Source organism: Lederbergia graminis (assembly GCF_042655485.1).
GTDB lineage: Bacteria > Bacillota > Bacilli > Bacillales > Bacillaceae_C > Lederbergia > Lederbergia graminis.
Genome location: NZ_JBHSMC010000019.1, coordinates 30,698 through 49,357 on the forward strand (window position 1 = coordinate 30,698; position 18,660 = coordinate 49,357).

At 39.6% G+C, this 18,660-nt stretch carries 32 protein-coding genes; all 32 read left to right on the forward strand.

Going from position 1 to position 18,660, the window contains the following annotated elements; all coding sequences use genetic code 11:
• The first annotated feature begins 3 nt into the window (after positions 1-3).
• The 32 genes from fusA (at position 4) to rplQ (ending at position 18,546) form a co-directional block, all read left to right on the forward strand.
• Positions 4-2,082 (forward strand): elongation factor G, encoded by a 2,079-nt coding sequence (gene fusA, locus ACFPM4_RS14175; RefSeq protein WP_382352953.1) that lies wholly within the window; start codon positions 4-6, stop codon positions 2,080-2,082.
• Between the two features lie 126 nt (positions 2,083-2,208).
• Complete coding sequence (tuf, locus tag ACFPM4_RS14180) at positions 2,209-3,396, forward strand: elongation factor Tu (RefSeq protein ID WP_382352956.1); 1,188 nt, start codon at positions 2,209-2,211, stop codon at positions 3,394-3,396.
• A 342-nt stretch (positions 3,397-3,738) separates the two neighbouring features.
• Positions 3,739-4,047, forward strand: a complete 309-nt coding sequence (rpsJ, locus tag ACFPM4_RS14185) for a 30S ribosomal protein S10 (protein ID WP_044747018.1) — start codon at positions 3,739-3,741, stop codon at positions 4,045-4,047.
• A 34-nt stretch (positions 4,048-4,081) separates the two neighbouring features.
• On the forward strand, positions 4,082-4,711 hold the full coding sequence (gene rplC / locus ACFPM4_RS14190; RefSeq protein ID WP_382352959.1) for a 50S ribosomal protein L3: 630 nt from the start codon (positions 4,082-4,084) through the stop codon (positions 4,709-4,711).
• Positions 4,712-4,741: 30 nt separating this feature from the next.
• On the forward strand, positions 4,742-5,365 hold the full coding sequence (gene rplD, locus ACFPM4_RS14195) for a 50S ribosomal protein L4 (RefSeq protein ID WP_382352962.1): 624 nt from the start codon (positions 4,742-4,744) through the stop codon (positions 5,363-5,365).
• Entirely contained in the window at positions 5,365-5,649 is a 285-nt protein-coding gene (gene rplW, locus ACFPM4_RS14200) for a 50S ribosomal protein L23 (RefSeq protein ID WP_144924515.1), read from the forward strand. Before rplD ends, rplW begins: the two co-directional genes overlap by 1 nt.
• Before the next feature lie 39 nt (positions 5,650-5,688).
• Positions 5,689-6,522: a 50S ribosomal protein L2 gene (gene rplB, locus ACFPM4_RS14205; RefSeq protein WP_144924512.1), complete on the forward strand. Its 834-nt coding sequence runs from the start codon at positions 5,689-5,691 to the stop codon at positions 6,520-6,522.
• Between the two features lie 57 nt (positions 6,523-6,579).
• Positions 6,580-6,858 carry a 30S ribosomal protein S19 gene (gene rpsS, locus ACFPM4_RS14210; protein WP_144924509.1) on the forward strand — a complete coding sequence of 93 codons (279 nt, stop codon included), beginning with the start codon at positions 6,580-6,582 and terminating at the stop codon, positions 6,856-6,858.
• Between the two features lie 18 nt (positions 6,859-6,876).
• Positions 6,877-7,218: a 50S ribosomal protein L22 gene (rplV, locus tag ACFPM4_RS14215; protein ID WP_144924506.1), complete on the forward strand. Its 342-nt coding sequence runs from the start codon at positions 6,877-6,879 to the stop codon at positions 7,216-7,218.
• Between the two features lie 3 nt (positions 7,219-7,221).
• Positions 7,222-7,878: a 30S ribosomal protein S3 gene (gene rpsC, locus ACFPM4_RS14220; protein WP_144924503.1), complete on the forward strand. Its 657-nt coding sequence runs from the start codon at positions 7,222-7,224 to the stop codon at positions 7,876-7,878.
• A 2-nt stretch (positions 7,879-7,880) separates the two neighbouring features.
• On the forward strand, positions 7,881-8,315 hold the full coding sequence (rplP, locus tag ACFPM4_RS14225) for a 50S ribosomal protein L16 (RefSeq protein ID WP_144924500.1): 435 nt from the start codon (positions 7,881-7,883) through the stop codon (positions 8,313-8,315).
• Positions 8,305-8,508, forward strand: coding sequence for a 50S ribosomal protein L29 (rpmC, locus tag ACFPM4_RS14230; protein ID WP_144924497.1), 204 nt, complete (start codon positions 8,305-8,307; stop codon positions 8,506-8,508). Before rplP ends, rpmC begins: the two co-directional genes overlap by 11 nt.
• Positions 8,509-8,528: 20 nt before the next feature.
• Positions 8,529-8,792, forward strand: coding sequence for a 30S ribosomal protein S17 (gene rpsQ, locus ACFPM4_RS14235; protein WP_144924495.1), 264 nt, complete (start codon positions 8,529-8,531; stop codon positions 8,790-8,792).
• Positions 8,793-8,835: 43 nt separating this feature from the next.
• Positions 8,836-9,204, forward strand: a complete 369-nt coding sequence (rplN, locus tag ACFPM4_RS14240; protein WP_144924492.1) for a 50S ribosomal protein L14 — start codon at positions 8,836-8,838, stop codon at positions 9,202-9,204.
• Between the two features lie 82 nt (positions 9,205-9,286).
• Positions 9,287-9,598 carry a 50S ribosomal protein L24 gene (gene rplX, locus ACFPM4_RS14245; RefSeq protein ID WP_144924489.1) on the forward strand — a complete coding sequence of 104 codons (312 nt, stop codon included), beginning with the start codon at positions 9,287-9,289 and terminating at the stop codon, positions 9,596-9,598.
• A 26-nt stretch (positions 9,599-9,624) separates the two neighbouring features.
• Complete coding sequence (rplE, locus tag ACFPM4_RS14250; RefSeq protein WP_144924487.1) at positions 9,625-10,164, forward strand: 50S ribosomal protein L5; 540 nt, start codon at positions 9,625-9,627, stop codon at positions 10,162-10,164.
• Between the two features lie 25 nt (positions 10,165-10,189).
• A complete protein-coding gene (rpsN, locus tag ACFPM4_RS14255) occupies positions 10,190-10,375 on the forward strand; it encodes a 30S ribosomal protein S14 (RefSeq protein ID WP_144924485.1) in 186 nt (61 codons plus the stop codon).
• A gap of 29 nt (positions 10,376-10,404) precedes the next feature.
• Entirely contained in the window at positions 10,405-10,803 is a 399-nt protein-coding gene (rpsH, locus tag ACFPM4_RS14260; RefSeq protein ID WP_144924483.1) for a 30S ribosomal protein S8, read from the forward strand.
• Positions 10,804-10,833: 30 nt separating this feature from the next.
• Complete coding sequence (gene rplF / locus ACFPM4_RS14265; RefSeq protein ID WP_382352974.1) at positions 10,834-11,370, forward strand: 50S ribosomal protein L6; 537 nt, start codon at positions 10,834-10,836, stop codon at positions 11,368-11,370.
• A gap of 32 nt (positions 11,371-11,402) precedes the next feature.
• Complete coding sequence (rplR, locus tag ACFPM4_RS14270; RefSeq protein WP_144924479.1) at positions 11,403-11,765, forward strand: 50S ribosomal protein L18; 363 nt, start codon at positions 11,403-11,405, stop codon at positions 11,763-11,765.
• 23 nt (positions 11,766-11,788) lie between these two features.
• The gene (rpsE, locus tag ACFPM4_RS14275; RefSeq protein ID WP_144924477.1) at positions 11,789-12,289 is read left to right on the forward strand and encodes a 30S ribosomal protein S5; all 501 of its coding nucleotides are present in this window, start codon (positions 11,789-11,791) and stop codon (positions 12,287-12,289) included.
• Positions 12,290-12,302: 13 nt separating this feature from the next.
• Positions 12,303-12,485, forward strand: coding sequence for a 50S ribosomal protein L30 (gene rpmD, locus ACFPM4_RS14280; RefSeq protein ID WP_144924475.1), 183 nt, complete (start codon positions 12,303-12,305; stop codon positions 12,483-12,485).
• 30 nt (positions 12,486-12,515) lie between these two features.
• A complete protein-coding gene (gene rplO, locus ACFPM4_RS14285; RefSeq protein ID WP_144924473.1) occupies positions 12,516-12,956 on the forward strand; it encodes a 50S ribosomal protein L15 in 441 nt (146 codons plus the stop codon).
• 3 nt (positions 12,957-12,959) lie between these two features.
• Entirely contained in the window at positions 12,960-14,252 is a 1,293-nt protein-coding gene (secY, locus tag ACFPM4_RS14290; RefSeq protein ID WP_144924471.1) for a preprotein translocase subunit SecY, read from the forward strand.
• A gap of 64 nt (positions 14,253-14,316) precedes the next feature.
• Complete coding sequence (locus ACFPM4_RS14295; protein ID WP_144924469.1) at positions 14,317-14,967, forward strand: adenylate kinase; 651 nt, start codon at positions 14,317-14,319, stop codon at positions 14,965-14,967.
• Entirely contained in the window at positions 14,967-15,713 is a 747-nt protein-coding gene (map, locus tag ACFPM4_RS14300) for a type I methionyl aminopeptidase (protein ID WP_144924467.1), read from the forward strand. The genes ACFPM4_RS14295 and map overlap by 1 nt, the downstream gene beginning before the upstream one ends.
• 106 nt (positions 15,714-15,819) lie before the next feature.
• Positions 15,820-16,038: a translation initiation factor IF-1 gene (gene infA, locus ACFPM4_RS14305; protein WP_144924465.1), complete on the forward strand. Its 219-nt coding sequence runs from the start codon at positions 15,820-15,822 to the stop codon at positions 16,036-16,038.
• Between the two features lie 36 nt (positions 16,039-16,074).
• Positions 16,075-16,188: a 50S ribosomal protein L36 gene (gene rpmJ / locus ACFPM4_RS14310; protein WP_003156543.1), complete on the forward strand. Its 114-nt coding sequence runs from the start codon at positions 16,075-16,077 to the stop codon at positions 16,186-16,188.
• 20 nt (positions 16,189-16,208) lie between these two features.
• Positions 16,209-16,574 carry a 30S ribosomal protein S13 gene (rpsM, locus tag ACFPM4_RS14315; protein WP_144924463.1) on the forward strand — a complete coding sequence of 122 codons (366 nt, stop codon included), beginning with the start codon at positions 16,209-16,211 and terminating at the stop codon, positions 16,572-16,574.
• 25 nt (positions 16,575-16,599) lie between these two features.
• On the forward strand, positions 16,600-16,989 hold the full coding sequence (gene rpsK / locus ACFPM4_RS14320; protein WP_144924460.1) for a 30S ribosomal protein S11: 390 nt from the start codon (positions 16,600-16,602) through the stop codon (positions 16,987-16,989).
• A 166-nt stretch (positions 16,990-17,155) separates the two neighbouring features.
• The gene (locus ACFPM4_RS14325) at positions 17,156-18,100 is read left to right on the forward strand and encodes a DNA-directed RNA polymerase subunit alpha (RefSeq protein ID WP_144924441.1); all 945 of its coding nucleotides are present in this window, start codon (positions 17,156-17,158) and stop codon (positions 18,098-18,100) included.
• Between the two features lie 83 nt (positions 18,101-18,183).
• Positions 18,184-18,546 carry a 50S ribosomal protein L17 gene (rplQ, locus tag ACFPM4_RS14330; protein ID WP_144924438.1) on the forward strand — a complete coding sequence of 121 codons (363 nt, stop codon included), beginning with the start codon at positions 18,184-18,186 and terminating at the stop codon, positions 18,544-18,546.
• Positions 18,547-18,660 lie beyond the last annotated feature (114 nt).

The following is an 18,660-nucleotide window of genomic DNA, read 5'->3' on the forward strand; positions in this document are numbered from 1 at the left end:
GTTATGCCTAGAGAGTTCTCCTTAGAAAAGACACGTAATATCGGTATTATGGCTCATATTGATGCTGGTAAAACAACTACTACCGAACGTATTCTTTTCTATACAGGGCGCATTCATAAAATTGGTGAAACGCATGAAGGTGCTTCACAAATGGACTGGATGGAGCAAGAGCAAGAACGTGGTATTACAATCACTTCTGCAGCAACAACTGCACAGTGGAAAGGTCATCGCGTTAACATCATTGACACTCCAGGACACGTAGACTTCACAGTTGAAGTTGAACGTTCCTTACGTGTTCTTGATGGTGCTGTAACAGTATTAGATGCACAATCTGGTGTTGAACCACAAACTGAAACAGTTTGGCGCCAAGCAACAACTTATGGAGTTCCACGTATCGTATTCGTTAATAAAATGGATAAAATCGGTGCAGACTTCTTATATTCTGTAAAAACTCTACATGATCGTTTGCAAGCTAACGCTCATCCAATCCAACTTCCGATTGGAGCAGAGGATACATTCACAGGAATGGTTGACCTTGTTGAGATGAAAGCATGGTTCTATGAAGGAGATGCTGCTCTTGACGCTGTTGAAGGTGAAATTCCGGAAGATCTACAGGATCAAGCTGAAGAACTTCGTGGTAACCTGATTGAGGCAGTAGCTGATTTCGATGAAGACTTAATGATGAAATACCTTGAGGGAGAAGAAATCTCTGTTGAAGAATTAAAAGCAGCAATCCGTCAAGCTACATTAAAAGTTCAGTTCTATCCTGTGCTTTGCGGTACTGCGTTTAAAAACAAAGGTGTACAAAAAGTTCTTGATGCAGTTATCGATTACTTACCTGCACCTACGGATATCGAATCTATCAAAGGTATTATTCCAGACACAGGAGAAGAAGTAGCTCGTCATGCAGATGATAGCGAACCATTCTCAGCATTAGCATTTAAAGTAATGACTGACCCATATGTTGGTCGTCTAACTTTCTTCCGTGTTTACTCTGGTACTCTAAGTTCAGGTTCTTACGTTCAAAACTCTACTAAGGGTAAACGTGAGCGCGTTGGACGTATCTTACAAATGCACGCAAATCACCGCGAGGAAATCAGTATGGTTTACAGTGGAGATATTGCAGCTGCAGTAGGTTTGAAGGATACAGGTACAGGTGATACGCTATGTGATGAAAAGGATCTAGTAATTCTTGAGTCTATGGAATTCCCTGAACCAGTTATCTCGGTTGCGATTGAACCAAAATCAAAAGCTGACCAAGATAAAATGGGGCAAGCTCTTGCAAAACTTCAAGAAGAAGATCCAACATTCCGTGCGGAAACTAATCCTGAAACTGGTCAGGTTGTTATCTCAGGTATGGGTGAACTTCACCTTGATATCTTAGTTGACCGTATGAAACGCGAATTCAAGGTAGAAGCAAATGTAGGTGCTCCACAAGTTTCTTACCGTGAGACTTTCCGTTCTTCTGCACAAGTAGAAGGTAAATTCGTACGTCAATCCGGTGGACGTGGACAATTCGGACACGTTTGGATCGAGTTCTCTCCAAACGAAGAAGGAAAAGGCTTCGAATTCGAAAATGCTATCGTCGGTGGTGTTGTTCCTCGTGAATACATCCCAGCTGTTCAAGCAGGTCTTGAAGATGCATTAGAAAACGGTGTAATTGCCGGTTACCCTCTAATCGACGTTAAAGCAAAACTTTATGATGGTTCATACCATGATGTAGACTCTAACGAAATGGCGTTTAGAATTGCTGCTTCTATGGCACTTAAAAATGCTGCTAAGAAGTGTGACCCTGCATTATTAGAACCATTAATGAAGGTTGAAGTTGTTATCCCTGAGGAATACCTTGGAGATATTATGGGTGATATTACTTCACGTCGTGGACGCGTTGAAGGTATGGAAGCTCGTGGTAATGCTCAAGTTGTTAAAGCGTTCGTACCACTTGCAGAAATGTTTGGATACGCAACATCACTTCGTTCAAATACTCAAGGTCGTGGAGTTTACTCTATGCACTTTGATCATTATGAAGAAGTACCAAAATCAATTGCTGAAGAGATTATCAAAAAAAATAGCGGTCAATAATTGATTTTATGGCGTGAATAAAGTATAACTACTATTAGATATGCATTGAGGCGCTTTAAAATGAAACTATTATTTTAAAGCGTACTCCTATACTTACTATTTTCTTATTTTAAGGAGGAATTACAATTGGGTAAGGAAAAATTTGATCGTTCCAAATCACATGCTAATATTGGTACAATCGGTCACGTTGACCATGGTAAAACAACTTTAACAGCTGCTATTACAACTGTTCTAGCAAAAGCTGGTGGTGGAGAAGCTAAAGGTTATGATGCAATCGATAACGCTCCAGAAGAGCGCGAACGCGGAATCACAATCTCTACTTCACACGTTGAATATGAAACTGAAACTCGTCACTATGCGCACGTTGACTGCCCAGGACACGCTGACTATGTTAAAAACATGATTACTGGTGCTGCACAAATGGACGGTGCTATTCTAGTAGTATCTGCTGCTGACGGCCCAATGCCACAAACACGTGAGCACATTCTACTTTCTCGTAACGTAGGTGTTCCTTACATCGTTGTATTCATGAACAAATGTGACATGGTTGATGATGAAGAACTTCTAGAATTAGTAGAAATGGAAATCCGTGATCTACTATCAGAATATGACTTCCCTGGAGATGACATTCCAGTTGTTAAGGGTTCTGCTCTTAAAGCTCTTGAAGGTGAGCCTGAGTGGGAAGAAAAAATTCTTGAATTAATGGCTGCAGTTGATGAGTACGTTCCAACTCCAGAACGTGACAACGATAAACCATTCATGATGCCAGTTGAGGATGTATTCTCAATTACTGGTCGTGGAACAGTTGCTACTGGACGTGTTGAGCGTGGACAAGTTAAAGTCGGTGAAGAAGTTGAAATCATCGGTCTTGCTGAAGAATCAAGAAAAGTTGTTGTTACTGGAGTAGAAATGTTCCGTAAACTTCTTGATTATGCAGAAGCTGGAGATAACATTGGTGCACTACTACGTGGTGTTGCTCGTGAAGAAATCCAACGTGGTCAAGTACTTGCTAAGCCAGGTACAATCACTCCACATACAAAATTTAAAGCGGAAGTTTATGTATTATCAAAAGAAGAAGGTGGACGTCATACTCCATTCTTCACTAACTACCGCCCACAATTCTACTTCCGTACAACTGATGTAACTGGAATCGTTCATCTTCCAGAAGGAGTAGAAATGGTAATGCCTGGTGACAACATTGAAATGACAGTTGAACTTATCTCTCCTATCGCGATTGAAGATGGAACAAGATTCTCAATCCGCGAAGGTGGACGTACTGTTGGTTCAGGCGTTGTAAGCTCTATCGAAAAGTAATAACATAAACAACAAGAAGAGGAAATGGTTGATCCATGACCTCTTCTTTTTTTATGTTGAAAACTAGTTTTGGTAAGGTCCGATAAATTATATTTTCTGAATCTATTCAAAGACTTGATTTCACATATATATCTATGTATAATCTTACAAGTGTGAAAGTGCAAAGGGATGTAGAAATATATTGCATTGACTTTGTGTTTTCTGTATAATAGACAATGTTGGTCTTTGACTGCAATGAAGTGGGAGGTTGCTGACACACCCGGCCGCTTTGCCATGGCGAGTGTGTGGGAAATTTCCATGGAGTATGTCTATTTCGAAAATAGGCGAAAAGGAGGGAAAGTAATGGCAAAACAAAAAATTCGTATCAGATTAAAAGCGTATGATCATAGAATTCTTGATCAATCTGCTGAAAAAATAGTGGAAACTGCAAAACGTTCAGGAGCTAATGTCTCAGGTCCAATTCCATTGCCAACTGAGAAATCTGTATATACAATCCTTCGTGCGGTGCACAAATATAAGGATTCTCGTGAACAGTTTGAAATGCGTACACATAAACGCTTAATCGACATCATTAATCCTACACCACAAACTGTAGATTCATTAATGAGATTAGACTTGCCATCAGGCGTTGACATTGAAATTAAACTATAATTTATAAAAAACAATTATTCAGGAGGTGTGACTTATGACCAAAGGAATCTTAGGAAGAAAAATCGGTATGACTCAAGTTTTTGCTGAAAACGGGGAATTAATTCCTGTAACTGTAATTGAAGCTGCTCCAAACGTTGTTCTTCAGAAGAAAACTGTAGAAACAGACGGTTATGACGCGGTACAACTTGGATTTGAAGACAAACGTGAGAAGCTTGCTAATAAACCTGAAAAAGGACATGTTGCGAAAGCAGAAGCTACTCCTAAGCGCTTCATCCGTGAATTCAACGGAGTAAACGTTAATGAGTACGAGGTTGGTCAAGAAGTCAAAGTTGATATATTCGCAGAAGGCGATTTAGTTGATGTATCAGGAATATCTAAAGGTAAAGGATTCCAAGGTGTTATTAAACGCCACGGACAATCTCGCGGACCTATGTCGCATGGTTCTCGTTACCACCGTCGACCGGGTTCAATGGGTCCTGTAGATCCTGCTCGTGTCTTCAAACAAAAAGCATTACCAGGACGTACTGGTGGAGAAAGAATTACAATTCAAAATCTACCAATCGTTAAAGTTGATGCGGAACGCAACTTAATCTTAGTTAAAGGAAATGTTCCTGGACCTAAGAAAGCTCTTATTGAAATTAAATCTGGAATTAAAGTGAAATAAAGATAAGTAGAAGAAAGGAGGGCAATTGGAATGCCGAAAGTAGCATTATTGAACCAAACAGGTCAACAAGTCGGAGAAGTTGACTTAAACGAATCTGTATTTGGTATCGAGCCAAATAACGCAGTTGTATTCGAAGCTGTTCTTATGCAAAGAGCTTCATTAAGACAAGGTACATCAAAAGTTAAAAATCGTTCGGAAGTACGCGGCGGCGGTCGTAAACCTTGGCGTCAAAAAGGAACAGGACGTGCTCGTCAAGGGTCAATTAGATCACCACAATGGCGTGGCGGTGGTACAGTATTTGGACCAGTACCTCGTAGCTATAGCTATAAGCTTCCTAAAAAGGTACGCCGTTTAGCTATCAAATCCGCACTTTCAACTAAAGTACTTGAACAAAGCTTAGTTGTATTGGAAACTCTATCATTTGATGCTCCAAAAACAAAAGAATTTGCTAATGTACTTGCTAACTTACCAGTAGGTAAAAAAGCACTTTTCGTTACAGATGTATTAAACGAGAACGTAGCTCTTTCTGCAAGAAATATCCCTGGAGTAACAGTAGTAGATGCAGCTAACCTTAATGTACTTGATGTTGTTGGACATAATACATTGGTTATGACTAAAGCCGCAGTTGAAAAAGTAGAGGAGGTGCTAGGATAATGGAAGCACGTGATGTAATTAAGCGCCCCGTTATCACTGAGCGTTCTATGGAACTGACGGCTGATAAAAAATATACGTTTGAAGTAGACGTTAATGCAAATAAAACACAAGTTAAAGATGCAGTAGAAAGCATCTTTGATGTGAAAGTTGCTAAAGTGAACGTGTTAAATTATAAAGGTAAATTTAAACGTATGGGCCGCTTTGGTGGTTATACAAACAAACGTCGTAAAGCAGTTGTTACATTGACAGCTGATAGCAAAGAAATCGAATTTTTCGAAGTCTAATATATGAAGAAAACCAATTAAAGTAGAGGAGGGAATACAATGGCGATCAAAAAATATAAACCTACCTCCAACGGACGTCGTAATATGACTAGCTTAGATTTTTCTGAAATCACAACTGATAAGCCGGAAAAATCATTATTAGAGCCACTTAATAGAAAAGGCGGTCGTAACAACCAAGGTAGGACAACAGTTCGTCATCGCGGCGGCGGTCATAAGCGTCAATATCGTATTATTGACTTTAAACGCACAAAAGATGGTATACCAGGACGCGTTGCTACAATCGAGTACGATCCTAACCGTTCTGCAAACATCGCATTAATTCACTATCATGATGGTGAAAAAAGATATATCCTTGCACCTAAAAACTTACAAGTAGGAATGGAAGTTATGTCTGGTCCAGAAGCAGATATTAAAGTTGGTAATGCACTTCCACTTTCAAACATTCCTGTAGGTACAGTAGTACACAACATCGAATTAAAGCCTGGTAAAGGTGGACAATTAGTACGTTCTGCAGGTACTTCTGCACAAGTTCTTGGTAAAGAAGGAACAAAGTATGTTCTAGTTCGTCTAAATTCAGGTGAAGTTCGCATGATTCTTGCTACTTGCCGTGCAACTGTAGGTCAAGTAGGTAATGAACAACATGAACTTGTTAACGTAGGTAAAGCAGGTCGTTCACGTTGGATGGGCAAACGTCCTCACGTTCGTGGATCTGTAATGAACCCTAATGACCATCCACACGGTGGTGGTGAAGGTCGTACACCAATCGGTCGTAAGTCACCAGTTACACCTTGGGGTAAACCAACTCTTGGATATAAAACTCGTAAGAAATCCAATAAGTCCGATAAGTTTATCGTACGCCGTCGTAAAAAATAACGAGATTGACCTACGGTTCACTGGGACCGTAGTGCAATCACGAAGGGAGGTTCAACCATGGGACGCAGCCTAAAAAAGGGCCCTTTTGTTGATGAACACTTGATGAAAAAAGTGGAGAAACTTAACGATGATAATAAAAAGCAGGTAGTGAAAACTTGGTCACGTCGATCAACTATTTTCCCTAACTTTATTGGGCACACTATTGCAGTCTATGATGGCCGCAAACATGTACCTGTTTATATTAGTGAAGATATGGTAGGCCACAAACTTGGTGAATTCGCACCAACGCGCGCATATAGAGGTCATGCCGCAGACGATAAAAAAACAAGACGCTAATGAGAGGAGGGCATCCTAATGCAAGCAAAAGCTGTTGCAAGAACAGTTCGTATTGCTCCTCGTAAAGCACGCTTAGTAGTTGATCTTATTCGAGGAAAGCAAGTGGGAGAAGCGATTGCTATTTTGAAACTAACTCAAAAAGCGGCGTCTCCAATCGTAGAAAAAGTTCTTAAATCTGCAGTTGCAAACGCAGAGCACAATTATGATATGGATATTAATAATTTGCTAGTGGCTGAAGCATTTGTTGACGAAGGTCCAACAATGAAACGTTTCCGTCCACGCGCACAAGGTCGCGCAAGTCAAATTAACAAGCGCACAAGCCACATTACTATCGTGGTATCAGAAAAGAAGGAGGGATAATTCGTGGGTCAAAAAATTAATCCAATCGGTATGCGTATCGGTGTCATTCGTGACTGGGAATCAAAATGGTACGCTGAGAAAGATTATGCAACTCTATTGCACGAAGATATCAAAGTTCGTGAATATATAACAAAACGACTTTCTGACGCATCTGTATCACGCGTAGAAATCGAACGCGCTGCTAATCGCGTAAACATTACAATCCACACTGCTAAGCCAGGTATGGTTATCGGTAAGGGTGGTACGGAAGTTGAAGCTTTACGTAAAGCTTTAAACCAACTTACAAACAAACGTGTTCACATTAATATTGTTGAAGTTAAAAAAGCGGATCTTGATGCTAAATTAGTAGCTGAAAACATTGCGCGTCAACTAGAAAACCGTGTTTCTTTCCGTCGTGCACAAAAGCAAGCAATTCAACGTACAATGCGTGCTGGTGCTCAAGGAATTAAAACAATGGTATCTGGACGTCTTGGTGGAGCGGATATTGCTCGATCTGAACAATACAGCGAAGGAACAGTTCCACTTCATACACTTCGTGCTGACATTGATTATGCACATGCTGAAGCAGATACAACTTACGGCAAGCTCGGTGTTAAAGTATGGATTTATCGTGGAGAGGTCCTTCCAGAAAAGAAAAAATCTGCGGAAGGAGGAAAATAATTATGTTAATGCCTAAACGCGTTAAGTATCGCCGTGAACATCGCGGGAAAATGCGTGGTCGTGCTAAAGGTGGCACAGAAGTTTCATTTGGTGAATTCGGTCTACAAGCTGTAGAAGCTTCATGGATTACAAACCGCCAAATCGAAGCAGCAAGGATTGCGATGACTCGTTACATGAAACGTGGCGGTAAAGTTTGGATTAAAATTTTCCCTCACAAACCATATACAGCAAAACCTCTAGAAGTACGTATGGGTTCCGGTAAAGGTGCTCCAGAAGGATGGGTAGCTGTAGTAAAACCAGGAAAGATTATGTTTGAAATTGCAGGAGTATCTGAAGAAGTTGCACGTGAAGCTCTTCGTCTTGCTGCACACAAACTTCCAATTAAATGTAAGTTTGTAAAACGAGAAGAAATTGGTGGTGAACGAAATGAAGGCTAATGAAATCCGTGACTTAACCACTGCCGAAATAGAACAAAATGTAAAATCATTAAAAGAAGAGTTATTTAACCTTCGCTTCCAGTTAGCTACTGGTCAATTAGAAAACACTGCTCGTCTTCGCGAAGTTCGTAAAGCGATCGCTCGTATGAAAACTGTGATCCGTGAAAGAGAACTCGAAGTTAATAAACGATAAACAGAGAGGAGGTTTGCAGAATGAGTGAGCGCAATCAGCGTAAAGTTTATACAGGACGTGTTGTTTCAGATAAAATGGACAAAACTGTAACTGTAATGGTTGAAACATATAAGAAACATTCATTGTACGGCAAACGCGTAAAGTACTCTAAAAAATTCAAAGCTCATGATGAGCAAAATGAAGCAAAAGTTGGCGATGTAGTACGCATCATGGAAACACGCCCACTATCAGCTACTAAACGCTTCCGTTTGGTAGAAATAGTTGAAAAAGCAGTCATTATCTAACAAAATGTTTCGGATATTTATTTTCCGAAGGGAGGTAAAATAGATGATTCAACAAGAATCTCGTCTAAAAGTGGCTGACAACTCTGGTGCTCGTGAAGTTTTAACTATTAAAGTCCTTGGCGGATCAGGCCGTAAGACTGCAAATATTGGCGATGTTATCGTCTGTACAGTAAAACATGCAACACCAGGTGGCGTTGTCAAAAAAGGTGACGTTGTTAAAGCAGTAATTGTTCGTACGAAAACAGGTGCACGTAGACCTGACGGTTCATACATTAAGTTCGACGAAAATGCATGTGTAATCATCCGTGATGATAAAGCACCTCGTGGAACTCGTATCTTTGGTCCAGTTGCACGTGAATTACGTGATAACAACTTTATGAAAATTATATCTTTAGCTCCAGAAGTTCTATAAGTTGGAGTAATAATAGACGAAAGAGACGAAACAAACCTCTTTCATCACTATCTGATTCGGTCACTCAAGGAGGTGCGATTCAATGCATGTTAAAAAAGGTGACAAAGTAATGGTCATTACAGGTAAGGATAAAGGGAAGACTGGTACAGTATTAGCTGCTTTCCCTAAAAAAGATCGTGTCCTTGTTGAAGGTGTGAATGTTGTGAAAAAACACTCTAAACCTTCTCAAGATAACCCACAAGGTGGAATTATTAGCAAGGAAGCTGCAATTCATGTTTCTAACGTGATGCTGCTAGATCCAAAATCAAATGAACCAACTCGCATTGGTTATAAAGAAGTAAATGGCAAAAAAGTACGTGTAGCTAAAAAATCAGGTGAAGCTTTAGATAAATAGTTCTTAGATGAAGGGAGGTACACTACATGAGCCGCCTACAGGAAAAATTCAAAAATGAAATTACTTCTTCTTTAATGGGTAAATTCAATTACAAGTCAGTGATGGAAGTACCTAAAATTGAAAAGATTGTAATTAACATGGGTGTCGGCGATGCTGTTCAAAACGCAAAAGTTTTGGATAATGCAGTCGAAGAATTAAGTTTAATCACTGGTCAAAAACCAGTTGTAACAAGAGCAAAAAATTCAATTGCAGGATTCCGTTTACGTGAAGGTATGCCAATCGGTGCAAAAGTTACACTTCGCGGAGAACGTATGTATGAGTTCCTAGATAAATTAGTTTCCGTATCACTTCCACGTGTACGTGACTTCCGTGGTGTTTCTAAAAAAGCATTTGACGGTCGTGGAAACTACACTCTAGGTGTAAGAGAACAACTCATCTTCCCTGAAATTGATTATGATAAAGTGAGCAAGGTTCGTGGTATGGATATCGTTATCGTAACTACTGCGAAAACAGACGAAGAAGCTCGTGAATTATTAACTGCATTTGGAATGCCGTTCCAAAAGTAATCGCTAAATAAAGGGAGGCGAAAACGTGGCTAAAAAATCAATGGTTGTAAAACAACAACGTACTCCAAAGTTTAAAGTTCAAGGTTACACTCGCTGCGAACGATGCGGCCGCCCGCATTCGGTTATTCGTAAATTTAAACTTTGCCGTATCTGTTTCCGTGAACTAGCATACAAGGGTCAAATTCCTGGCGTTAAAAAAGCTAGCTGGTAAGACCGAATTTGGGAAGGAGGTAAATATAAATGGTTATGACTGATCCAATCGCAGATCTACTAACACGTATCCGCAACGCGAACATGGTCCGACATGAGAAGTTAGAGGTTCCTGCTTCAAATATTAAAAAAGACATTGCTGACATCCTTAAACGTGAAGGATTTGTACGTGATGTAGAGTTTATTGAAGACAACAAGCAAGGTATCATTCGTATTTTCCTAAAATACGGTGCAAATAACGAAAGAGTTATTACTGGTCTTAAACGTATTAGTAAGCCAGGATTACGCGTATATGCAAAAGCGAATGAAGTTCCAAAAGTACTAAACGGACTTGGTATTGCACTTGTTTCTACATCTCAAGGTGTATTAACTGATAAAGAAGCTAGAGCAAAACAAGTTGGTGGAGAAGTACTAGCATACGTTTGGTAATATTTTTCTGAAGAACGGAGGTGCAACATAATGTCTCGTATTGGTAAGAAACCTATCGAAATCCCTGCAGGAGTGACAGTTACTCAAAACGGAAATACTGTTACTGTTAAAGGACCTAAAGGTGAATTAACAAATTCATTTAATGCTGAAATGGCAATTAATATAGAGGATAACGTAATTACAGTTACTCGTCCATCTGATGCGAAAGAACACCGTTCCCTTCACGGAACAACTCGTTCTTTAATTTCTAACATGGTGGAAGGTGTATCTAAAGGTTTTGAAAAATCTCTTGAACTTGTTGGGGTTGGGTACCGTGCACAAAAACAAGGTAATAAACTTGTTTTAAACGTAGGTTATTCACATCCAGTTGAATTCGAAGCTGAAGAAGGCGTAGAAATCGAAGTTCCAGCAAATACAAAGATTATCGTAAAAGGCTACAATAAAGAAATGGTTGGTGCTTTAGCATCTAACATTCGTGCGGTACGCCCACCTGAGCCATATAAAGGTAAAGGTATTCGTTATGAAGGCGAAAATGTACGTCGTAAAGAAGGTAAAACAGGTAAATAATGCCGCTTAGGCACTGAAAGGAGTGACTCGTAATGATCACTAAGCAAGATAAGAACAAAGTGCGTAAAAAAAGACACGTGCGTGTTCGAGCTAAGTTAAGCGGAACTGCAATTCGTCCACGTTTGAACGTATATCGTTCTAACAAAAACATTTACGCTCAATTGATCGATGATGAGAATGGCGTAACTTTAGTTAGTGCATCAACTCTAGATAAAGAATTGAACATCGAGTCTGCAGGCAATGTTGAAGCGGCTCATAAAGTAGGAGAACTAGTTGCAAAACGTGCAGCTGAAAAAGGTTTCAACAAGGTAGTGTTTGACCGTGGAGGATATTTATACCATGGACGTGTTAAAGCACTTGCAGATGCTGCACGTGAAAACGGCCTTGAATTTTAATCGAAAAAGGAGGGACATAATAGATGCGTCAAATCGATGCTAACAAACTTGAACTTGAAGAACGCGTAGTTACAGTTAACCGTGTAGCTAAAGTTGTAAAGGGTGGACGTCGCTTCCGCTTTACTGCATTAGTTGTAGTTGGAGATAAAAATGGTCATGTTGGATTTGGTACAGGGAAAGCACAAGAGGTTCCAGATGCAATCCGTAAAGCAATTGAGGATGCTAAGAAAAACCTTATTTCAGTACCTATCGTTGGAACAACTGTTCCACATGAAATTATCGGCCGTTTCGGTGGCGGACAAATCTTAATTAAACCTGCTAGTGAAGGTACTGGTGTTATCGCTGGTGGACCTGTTCGTGCGGTCCTTGAACTTGCTGGTATTGCTGATATTACATCTAAATCACTTGGATCAAGCACACCAATTAACATGGTTCGTGCAACAATCGAAGGAATTAAAAATCTTAAACGTGCTGAGGACGTAGCAAAACTACGTAATAAAACAGTAGAAGAACTGTTAGGTTAAGGAGGGAATCATAATGGCAAATAAATTAGCAATTACCCTCACAAAGAGCTTAATTGGTCGTACTGAAGGCCAACGTGAAACTGTGAAAGCACTTGGACTCCGTAAATTGCATCAAACAGTTGAACATGATGACAACCAAGCTATTCGCGGAATGATTAATAAAGTTTCCCATCTTGTCACTGTTAAAGAACAATAATCCATTTTGAATATTAAGGAGGTGCTAACGATGAAACTTCATGAGCTAAAGCCTGCTGAAGGTTCCCGTAAAGAACGTAATCGCTTAGGTCGTGGAACTGGTTCCGGTAACGGAAAAACTGCTGGTAAAGGTCACAAAGGTCAAAAGGCCCGTTCAGGCGGTGGTGTTCGTTTAGGATTTGAAGGTGGTCAAACTCCTTTGTTCCAACGTTTACCTAAACGTGGATTCACTAATATCAATCGTAAAGAATATGCAGTAGTTAACTTAGATGCATTAAATCGCTTCGAAGATGGTACAGAAGTAACTCCAGAACTTCTTATCGAAACTGGTGTTGTACGCAACGAGAAATCGGGAATTAAAATTCTTGCTAAAGGCAACATCGAGAAGAAGCTTACTGTAAAAGCGAACAAATTCTCCTCTGCTGCACAAGAGGCGATAGAAGCTGCCGGCGGTAAAACTGAGGTGATCTAATTTATGTTTCAGACAATCTCCAATTTTATGCGCGTAGGTGATATTAGACGAAAAATCTTATTCACCTTATTAACCTTAGTCATCTTCCGTCTTGGAGCTTTCATTCCTGTTCCTTTTGTAGACGCAGATGTTCTAAAAATGCAGGATCAAGCGAGCCTGCTCGGATTCATGAATATTTTCGGTGGTGGAGCTCTTCAAAACTTCTCTATTTTAGCAATGGGTATCATGCCTTATATTACTGCTTCGATTATTATTCAATTGTTACAAATGGATGTTGTTCCGAAATTTACGGAATGGGCAAAACAAGGAGAAGTTGGTCGACGTAAGCTTGCACAGTTTACACGCTACTTCACTATTGTTCTTGCTATAATCCAAGCAGTTGGAATGTCCTATGGTTTTAATAGAATGTTTGGATTGCAACTTATTGAGAACCCTAGCTTTGGTACTTATGCTGTTATTGCAATTGTTTTAACGGCTGGTACTGCATTCTTAATGTGGCTTGGGGAAGAAATTACTTCTAAAGGTGTCGGTAACGGTATATCGATTATCATCTTTGCAGGAATTGTTGCTGGTATACCAACGGCAGTAAACCAGATTTACGCACAAATGCTTGAAGGTGCGGGAGATCAACTTTTCATCCGTATTGTTATCTTGTTACTAATTGTTTTAGCTACTATCGCTTTAGTAGTTGGTGTAGTGTTTGTTCAACAAGCACTTCGTAAAATTCCAATTCAATATGCTAAACGCATGGATGGTCGTAGCCCGGTTGGTGGACAAAATACACACTTACCATTAAAAGTTAATGCTGCTGGTGTTATCCCGGTAATCTTCTCAAGTGCATTTATGATGACTCCACAAACAATCGCTGCGTTTTTCGGTTCAGGAAATGTAGCAAGTAAAATACAATCTATATTTGATCATACACAACCTATTGGAATGGTCATTTTCGTTGTGTTAACTATTGCATTTACTTATTTCTATGCTTTTGTTCAGTTCAACCCTGAACAAGTTGCTGATAATCTGAAGAAACAGGGTGGGTATATTCCAGGGATTCGTCCAGGGAAGAACACGCAAGAGTACTTAACAAAGGTTCTCTATCGCTTAACTTTTGTTGGATCTATATTCCTTGCTGCTATATCAATTTTACCTGTATTCTTTATTAAATTTGCAGGGCTACCACAATCGGCTCAAATTGGAGGTACTAGCCTTCTAATTGTAGTCGGTGTTGCGCTCGAAACAATGAAGCAACTGGAAGCCCAACTGGTGAAGCGTCACTACAAAGGCTTCATTAAATAATCAAGATGGAATTGGGAACAAGCTGATTGTTCCTAAATCCATTTCGATGCACGGGGGCATACAAATGAATTTAGTTTTAATGGGCCTACCCGGTGCCGGTAAAGGTACACAGGCCGATAAAATTGTTGAAAAATATGGGATTCCTCATATTTCTACAGGAGACATGTTCCGCGCTGCAATGGCTGAAGGTACGGAGCTTGGCTTAAAAGCAAAATCATTCATGGATAAAGGTGAGTTAGTTCCCGATGAGGTTACAATTGGCATTGTCCGTGAACGTCTAAATAAAGAAGATTGTAAACAAGGCTTTTTACTAGATGGTTTTCCAAGAACTGTCGCACAAGCTGACGCATTGGAAGGTATATTAGCTGAGATTGGCAAAAAAATCGATTATGTGATTAACATTGAAGTTAATCAAAATATATTGATGGAACGTCTTACAGGTCGCAGAATTTGTAAGAACTGTGGTGCCACTTATCACCTAGTATTTAATCCACCTACAGAGACAGGTGTTTGTGATCGTTGTGGTGGGGAACTTTACCAACGTCCTGATGACAATGAGGAAACCGTTCAAAATAGACTTGAGGTAAATATGAAACAAACACAACCTCTTCTTGATTTCTATAGCGAAAAAGGGTATTTGACAAATATTAACGGGCAGCAAGATATCGACGATGTATATCAAGATATTGATTCATTGCTCAAAGGTTTGGTATAATGATTATTTGTAAAACACCTCGTGAACTAGAAATCATGAGAGAAGCTGGTAGAATTGTTGCTTTAACTCATCAAGAGTTACGCAAAACACTTCAACCGGGGATTACGACAAGAGAACTAGATACCATTGCTGAGAGTTTTATTAAACAACATGGTGCATACCCGTCTTTTAAAGGGTATAATGGCTTTCCCGGCAGCGTATGTGTATCAGTTAATGAGGAACTTGTACACGGTATACCTGGAGACCGTATTCTTAAAGATGGGGATATTATTAGTATCGATATTGGTGCTAAAGTAAACGGCTACCATGGTGATTCAGCTTGGACTTACTCTGTCGGTAATATTGATATGGAAACACAAAAACTTCTTGACGTCACAGAGAAATCTCTCTATCTAGGCTTGGAAGAGGCTAAACCGGGAGTACGTCTTTCTAATATATCTCATGCTATTCAAACTTACGTTGAATCCAATGGCTTTTCCATTGTTAGGGAATATGTAGGACATGGAGTTGGTCAGAATTTACATGAGGATCCTCAAATTCCTCACTACGGTCCGCCTAACACAGGACCCCGTTTGAAACCCGGTATGGTTTTAGCCATTGAACCAATGGTTAATGCTGGAAGTCGTTATGTTAAAACACTGGCAGATAATTGGACAGTAGTAACAGTGGATGGTAAAAAGTGTGCCCATTTCGAACATACAATTGCAATTACTGAAGCTGGTTACGAAATTTTAACAAAGCTGTGATTAAAGTATTACCAAATTGGGCTATAGTATAACGGAAAAATACGTTAGGCAGTTTAAATTTTAGTAGAAGAGGTTTTGAAAGTTATAGAGAAGGGAGAACAACTTGATGGCGAAAGAAGATGTAATTGAAGTAGAAGGTACAATCGTGGATACATTGCCAAACGCAATGTTTAAGGTAGAATTGGAAAATGGGCACACGGTACTTGCTCATGTATCAGGCAAAATCCGTATGCATTTTATTCGTATTCTTCCAGGTGACAAAGTAACTGTAGAACTTTCTCCGTATGATTTGACACGAGGAAGAATCACATATCGTTTTAAATAAATCATGCACTCCGGACTACTAAGGAGGTTTTAAAAGATGAAAGTAAGACCATCAGTGAAACCCATCTGTGAAAAGTGTAAAGTAATTCGCAGAAAAGGGAAAGTTATGGTTATTTGCGAAAACCCTAAACATAAACAAAAACAAGGATAATAAGGAGGTGCACAACATTTATGGCACGTATTGCTGGTGTTGACATTCCACGTGAAAAACGTGTAGTCATTTCATTAACATATATTTATGGTATTGGTAAAAATACAGCATCTAAGGTCCTAGCTGAGGCAGGTGTTTCTGAGGATACACGTGTACGCGATCTTACAGATGATGAACTAAATAATATTCGTAACATCATTGACAAATTAAAAGTTGAAGGTGACCTTCGTCGTGAAATATCCCTTAACATTAAGCGTCTAATGGAAATTGGTTCATATCGCGGTCTTCGTCACCGTCGTGGATTACCTGTTCGCGGTCAAAATACGAAGAACAATGCTCGTACTCGTAAGGGACCACGTAAAACAGTTGCAGGTAAGAAAAAATAATAGGTAAAGGAGGTAACTGATTAAAATGGCACGTAAAACAAATACTCGTAAACGTCGTGTGAAAAAGAATATTGAAAATGGTATTGCTCACATTCGTTCTACTTTCAATAACACAATTGTTACTATTACTGATGCACAAGGGAATGCTATTTCTTGGTCTTCAGCTGGAGCTCTTGGTTTTAAAGGTTCTCGTAAATCCACTCCATATGCTGCACAGATGGCTGCTGAGACTGCTGCAAAAACATCAATGGAACATGGTATGAGAAGTCTTGAAGTAACTGTTAAAGGCCCAGGTGGCGGACGTGAAGCTGCTATTCGTGCATTACAAGCTGCAGGACTTGAAGTTACAGCTATTAGAGATGTAACACCTGTACCACATAACGGATGCCGTCCACCTAAACGTCGTCGTGTATAATGATTCTCTTGTATAAAATTACTATTACCTGGTTATAATGGGGTAATATGTTAATTTATGCTCGAAAGGATCTATTCTTCATCCAGTTGTTGCACAAATGAGTTTGTAACATGGGGAGTTTCGGATACTTTCCGAACTTAGACGTTTTGAAGGAGGGTATATTTGAATGATCGAAATGGAAAAGCCGAAAATTGAAACGATTGAGATCAGCAATGATGCCAAACATGGAAAGTTCGTTGTAGAACCACTTGAGCGTGGATATGGAACTACTCTAGGGAATTCCCTGCGTCGTATTCTATTGTCTTCACTTCCAGGTGCTGCTGTTACATCTATCCAAGTGGAAGGTGTTCAACATGAATTTTCAACTATTGAAGGTGTTGTTGAAGATGTTACCTCTATCATTCTTAATATAAAGAAACTAGCTTTGAAAGTTTACTCTGACGAAGAAAAGACTTTAGAAATTGATGTACAGGGCGAAGGCGTAGTTAAGGCGTCTGATATTATGCACGATAGTGATGTGGAAATTTTAAATCCTGATTTACACATTGCAACTCTAGGAGAAAATGCTAATTTCCGTATGCGCATGACTGTTAAACGTGGCCGTGGTTATACGCCGGCTGACCTTAATAAGCGTGATGATCTGCCAATCGGTGTTATTCCTATTGATTCAATCTATACTCCGGTTTCACGTGTAAATTACCAAGTGGAAAATACACGTGTTGGACAGATGACAAATTATGATAAGCTTTCTCTAGACGTATGGACAGATGGAAGCATTGGACCGAAAGAAGCTATTTCATTAGGTGCAAAAATCTTAACTGAGCATTTGAACATCTTTGTTGGTATGACAGATGAAGCTCAACATGCTGAAATAATGGTAGAAAAAGAAGAAGATCAGAAAGAAAAAGTACTAGAAATGACAATTGAAGAACTTGACCTTTCCGTTCGTTCTTATAACTGCTTAAAGCGTGCTGGAATCAATACTGTTCAAGAACTGGCTAATAAGACAGAAGAGGACATGATGAAAGTACGTAACTTAGGAAGAAAATCTTTGGAAGAAGTCAAAGCGAAACTTGATGATCTTGGACTAGGCCTCCGAAAAGATGACTGACCTAAACATCAACATTAAAGGGTTATGAACCTTTTATATGCGTAAAGTATAGTACTTTTTATCAACAAAGGAGGGAAACTAGAATGGGTTATAGAAAACTAGGACGTACTAGCTCTCAACGTAAAGCATTGCTTCGTGACTTAGCTACTGATTTAATTATTAGCGAACGCATCGAAACAACTGAAGCTCGTGCTAAGGAACTTCGCTCTGTAGTGGAGAAAATGATTACGCTTGGTAAACGCGGTGATATACATGCACGCCGTCAAGCTGCTGCTTTTGTACGTAATGAAGTTGCTAATGCAGAAACTAAACAAGATGCAGTGCAAAAACTTTTTGCAGATATCGCTCCACGTTACGCTGAACGTCAAGGCGGATACACTCGCATCATGAAACTTGGACCTCGTCGCGGTGATGGTGCTCCAATGGTAGTTATCGAGTTAGTATAATATTTCTTTCAGAGAAGGGCGAGGTAGTTGGTAACGCACTGACTTCTTCTGCCCTTTTTCAACAACTAAAATGTAAACGAATAAAGCTAAAAAAGAGCGTTACGATAGGCACAT

Excerpts from the sequence above, each read along its gene's own strand:
- rplP (WP_144924500.1), top strand. The coding sequence starts at position 7,881 with ATGTTAATGCCTAAACGCGTTAAGTATCGCCGTGAACATCGCGGGAAA.
- rplF (WP_382352974.1), top strand. The coding sequence starts at position 10,834 with ATGTCTCGTATTGGTAAGAAACCTATCGAAATCCCTGCAGGAGTGACA.
- rpsS (WP_144924509.1), top strand. The coding sequence starts at position 6,580 with ATGGGACGCAGCCTAAAAAAGGGCCCTTTTGTTGATGAACACTTGATG.
- map (WP_144924467.1), top strand. The coding sequence starts at position 14,967 with ATGATTATTTGTAAAACACCTCGTGAACTAGAAATCATGAGAGAAGCT.
- rplN (WP_144924492.1), top strand. The coding sequence starts at position 8,836 with ATGATTCAACAAGAATCTCGTCTAAAAGTGGCTGACAACTCTGGTGCT.
- rplC (WP_382352959.1), top strand. The coding sequence starts at position 4,082 with ATGACCAAAGGAATCTTAGGAAGAAAAATCGGTATGACTCAAGTTTTT.
- rpsK (WP_144924460.1), top strand. The coding sequence starts at position 16,600 with ATGGCACGTAAAACAAATACTCGTAAACGTCGTGTGAAAAAGAATATT.
- rpsE (WP_144924477.1), top strand. The coding sequence starts at position 11,789 with ATGCGTCAAATCGATGCTAACAAACTTGAACTTGAAGAACGCGTAGTT.
- rpmD (WP_144924475.1), top strand. The coding sequence starts at position 12,303 with ATGGCAAATAAATTAGCAATTACCCTCACAAAGAGCTTAATTGGTCGT.
- rpmC (WP_144924497.1), top strand. The coding sequence starts at position 8,305 with ATGAAGGCTAATGAAATCCGTGACTTAACCACTGCCGAAATAGAACAA.
- rpsM (WP_144924463.1), top strand. The coding sequence starts at position 16,209 with ATGGCACGTATTGCTGGTGTTGACATTCCACGTGAAAAACGTGTAGTC.
- infA (WP_144924465.1), top strand. The coding sequence starts at position 15,820 with ATGGCGAAAGAAGATGTAATTGAAGTAGAAGGTACAATCGTGGATACA.
- fusA (WP_382352953.1), top strand. The coding sequence starts at position 4 with ATGCCTAGAGAGTTCTCCTTAGAAAAGACACGTAATATCGGTATTATG.
- rplW (WP_144924515.1), top strand. The coding sequence starts at position 5,365 with ATGGAAGCACGTGATGTAATTAAGCGCCCCGTTATCACTGAGCGTTCT.
- ACFPM4_RS14325 (WP_144924441.1), top strand. The coding sequence starts at position 17,156 with ATGATCGAAATGGAAAAGCCGAAAATTGAAACGATTGAGATCAGCAAT.
- rplV (WP_144924506.1), top strand. The coding sequence starts at position 6,877 with ATGCAAGCAAAAGCTGTTGCAAGAACAGTTCGTATTGCTCCTCGTAAA.
- secY (WP_144924471.1), top strand. The coding sequence starts at position 12,960 with ATGTTTCAGACAATCTCCAATTTTATGCGCGTAGGTGATATTAGACGA.
- rplX (WP_144924489.1), top strand. The coding sequence starts at position 9,287 with ATGCATGTTAAAAAAGGTGACAAAGTAATGGTCATTACAGGTAAGGAT.
- rplE (WP_144924487.1), top strand. The coding sequence starts at position 9,625 with ATGAGCCGCCTACAGGAAAAATTCAAAAATGAAATTACTTCTTCTTTA.
- rplQ (WP_144924438.1), top strand. The coding sequence starts at position 18,184 with ATGGGTTATAGAAAACTAGGACGTACTAGCTCTCAACGTAAAGCATTG.
- rplB (WP_144924512.1), top strand. The coding sequence starts at position 5,689 with ATGGCGATCAAAAAATATAAACCTACCTCCAACGGACGTCGTAATATG.
- rplR (WP_144924479.1), top strand. The coding sequence starts at position 11,403 with ATGATCACTAAGCAAGATAAGAACAAAGTGCGTAAAAAAAGACACGTG.
- rpsH (WP_144924483.1), top strand. The coding sequence starts at position 10,405 with ATGGTTATGACTGATCCAATCGCAGATCTACTAACACGTATCCGCAAC.
- rplO (WP_144924473.1), top strand. The coding sequence starts at position 12,516 with ATGAAACTTCATGAGCTAAAGCCTGCTGAAGGTTCCCGTAAAGAACGT.
- rpsJ (WP_044747018.1), top strand. The coding sequence starts at position 3,739 with ATGGCAAAACAAAAAATTCGTATCAGATTAAAAGCGTATGATCATAGA.
- rplD (WP_382352962.1), top strand. The coding sequence starts at position 4,742 with ATGCCGAAAGTAGCATTATTGAACCAAACAGGTCAACAAGTCGGAGAA.
- rpmJ (WP_003156543.1), top strand. The coding sequence starts at position 16,075 with ATGAAAGTAAGACCATCAGTGAAACCCATCTGTGAAAAGTGTAAAGTA.
- rpsQ (WP_144924495.1), top strand. The coding sequence starts at position 8,529 with ATGAGTGAGCGCAATCAGCGTAAAGTTTATACAGGACGTGTTGTTTCA.
- ACFPM4_RS14295 (WP_144924469.1), top strand. The coding sequence starts at position 14,317 with ATGAATTTAGTTTTAATGGGCCTACCCGGTGCCGGTAAAGGTACACAG.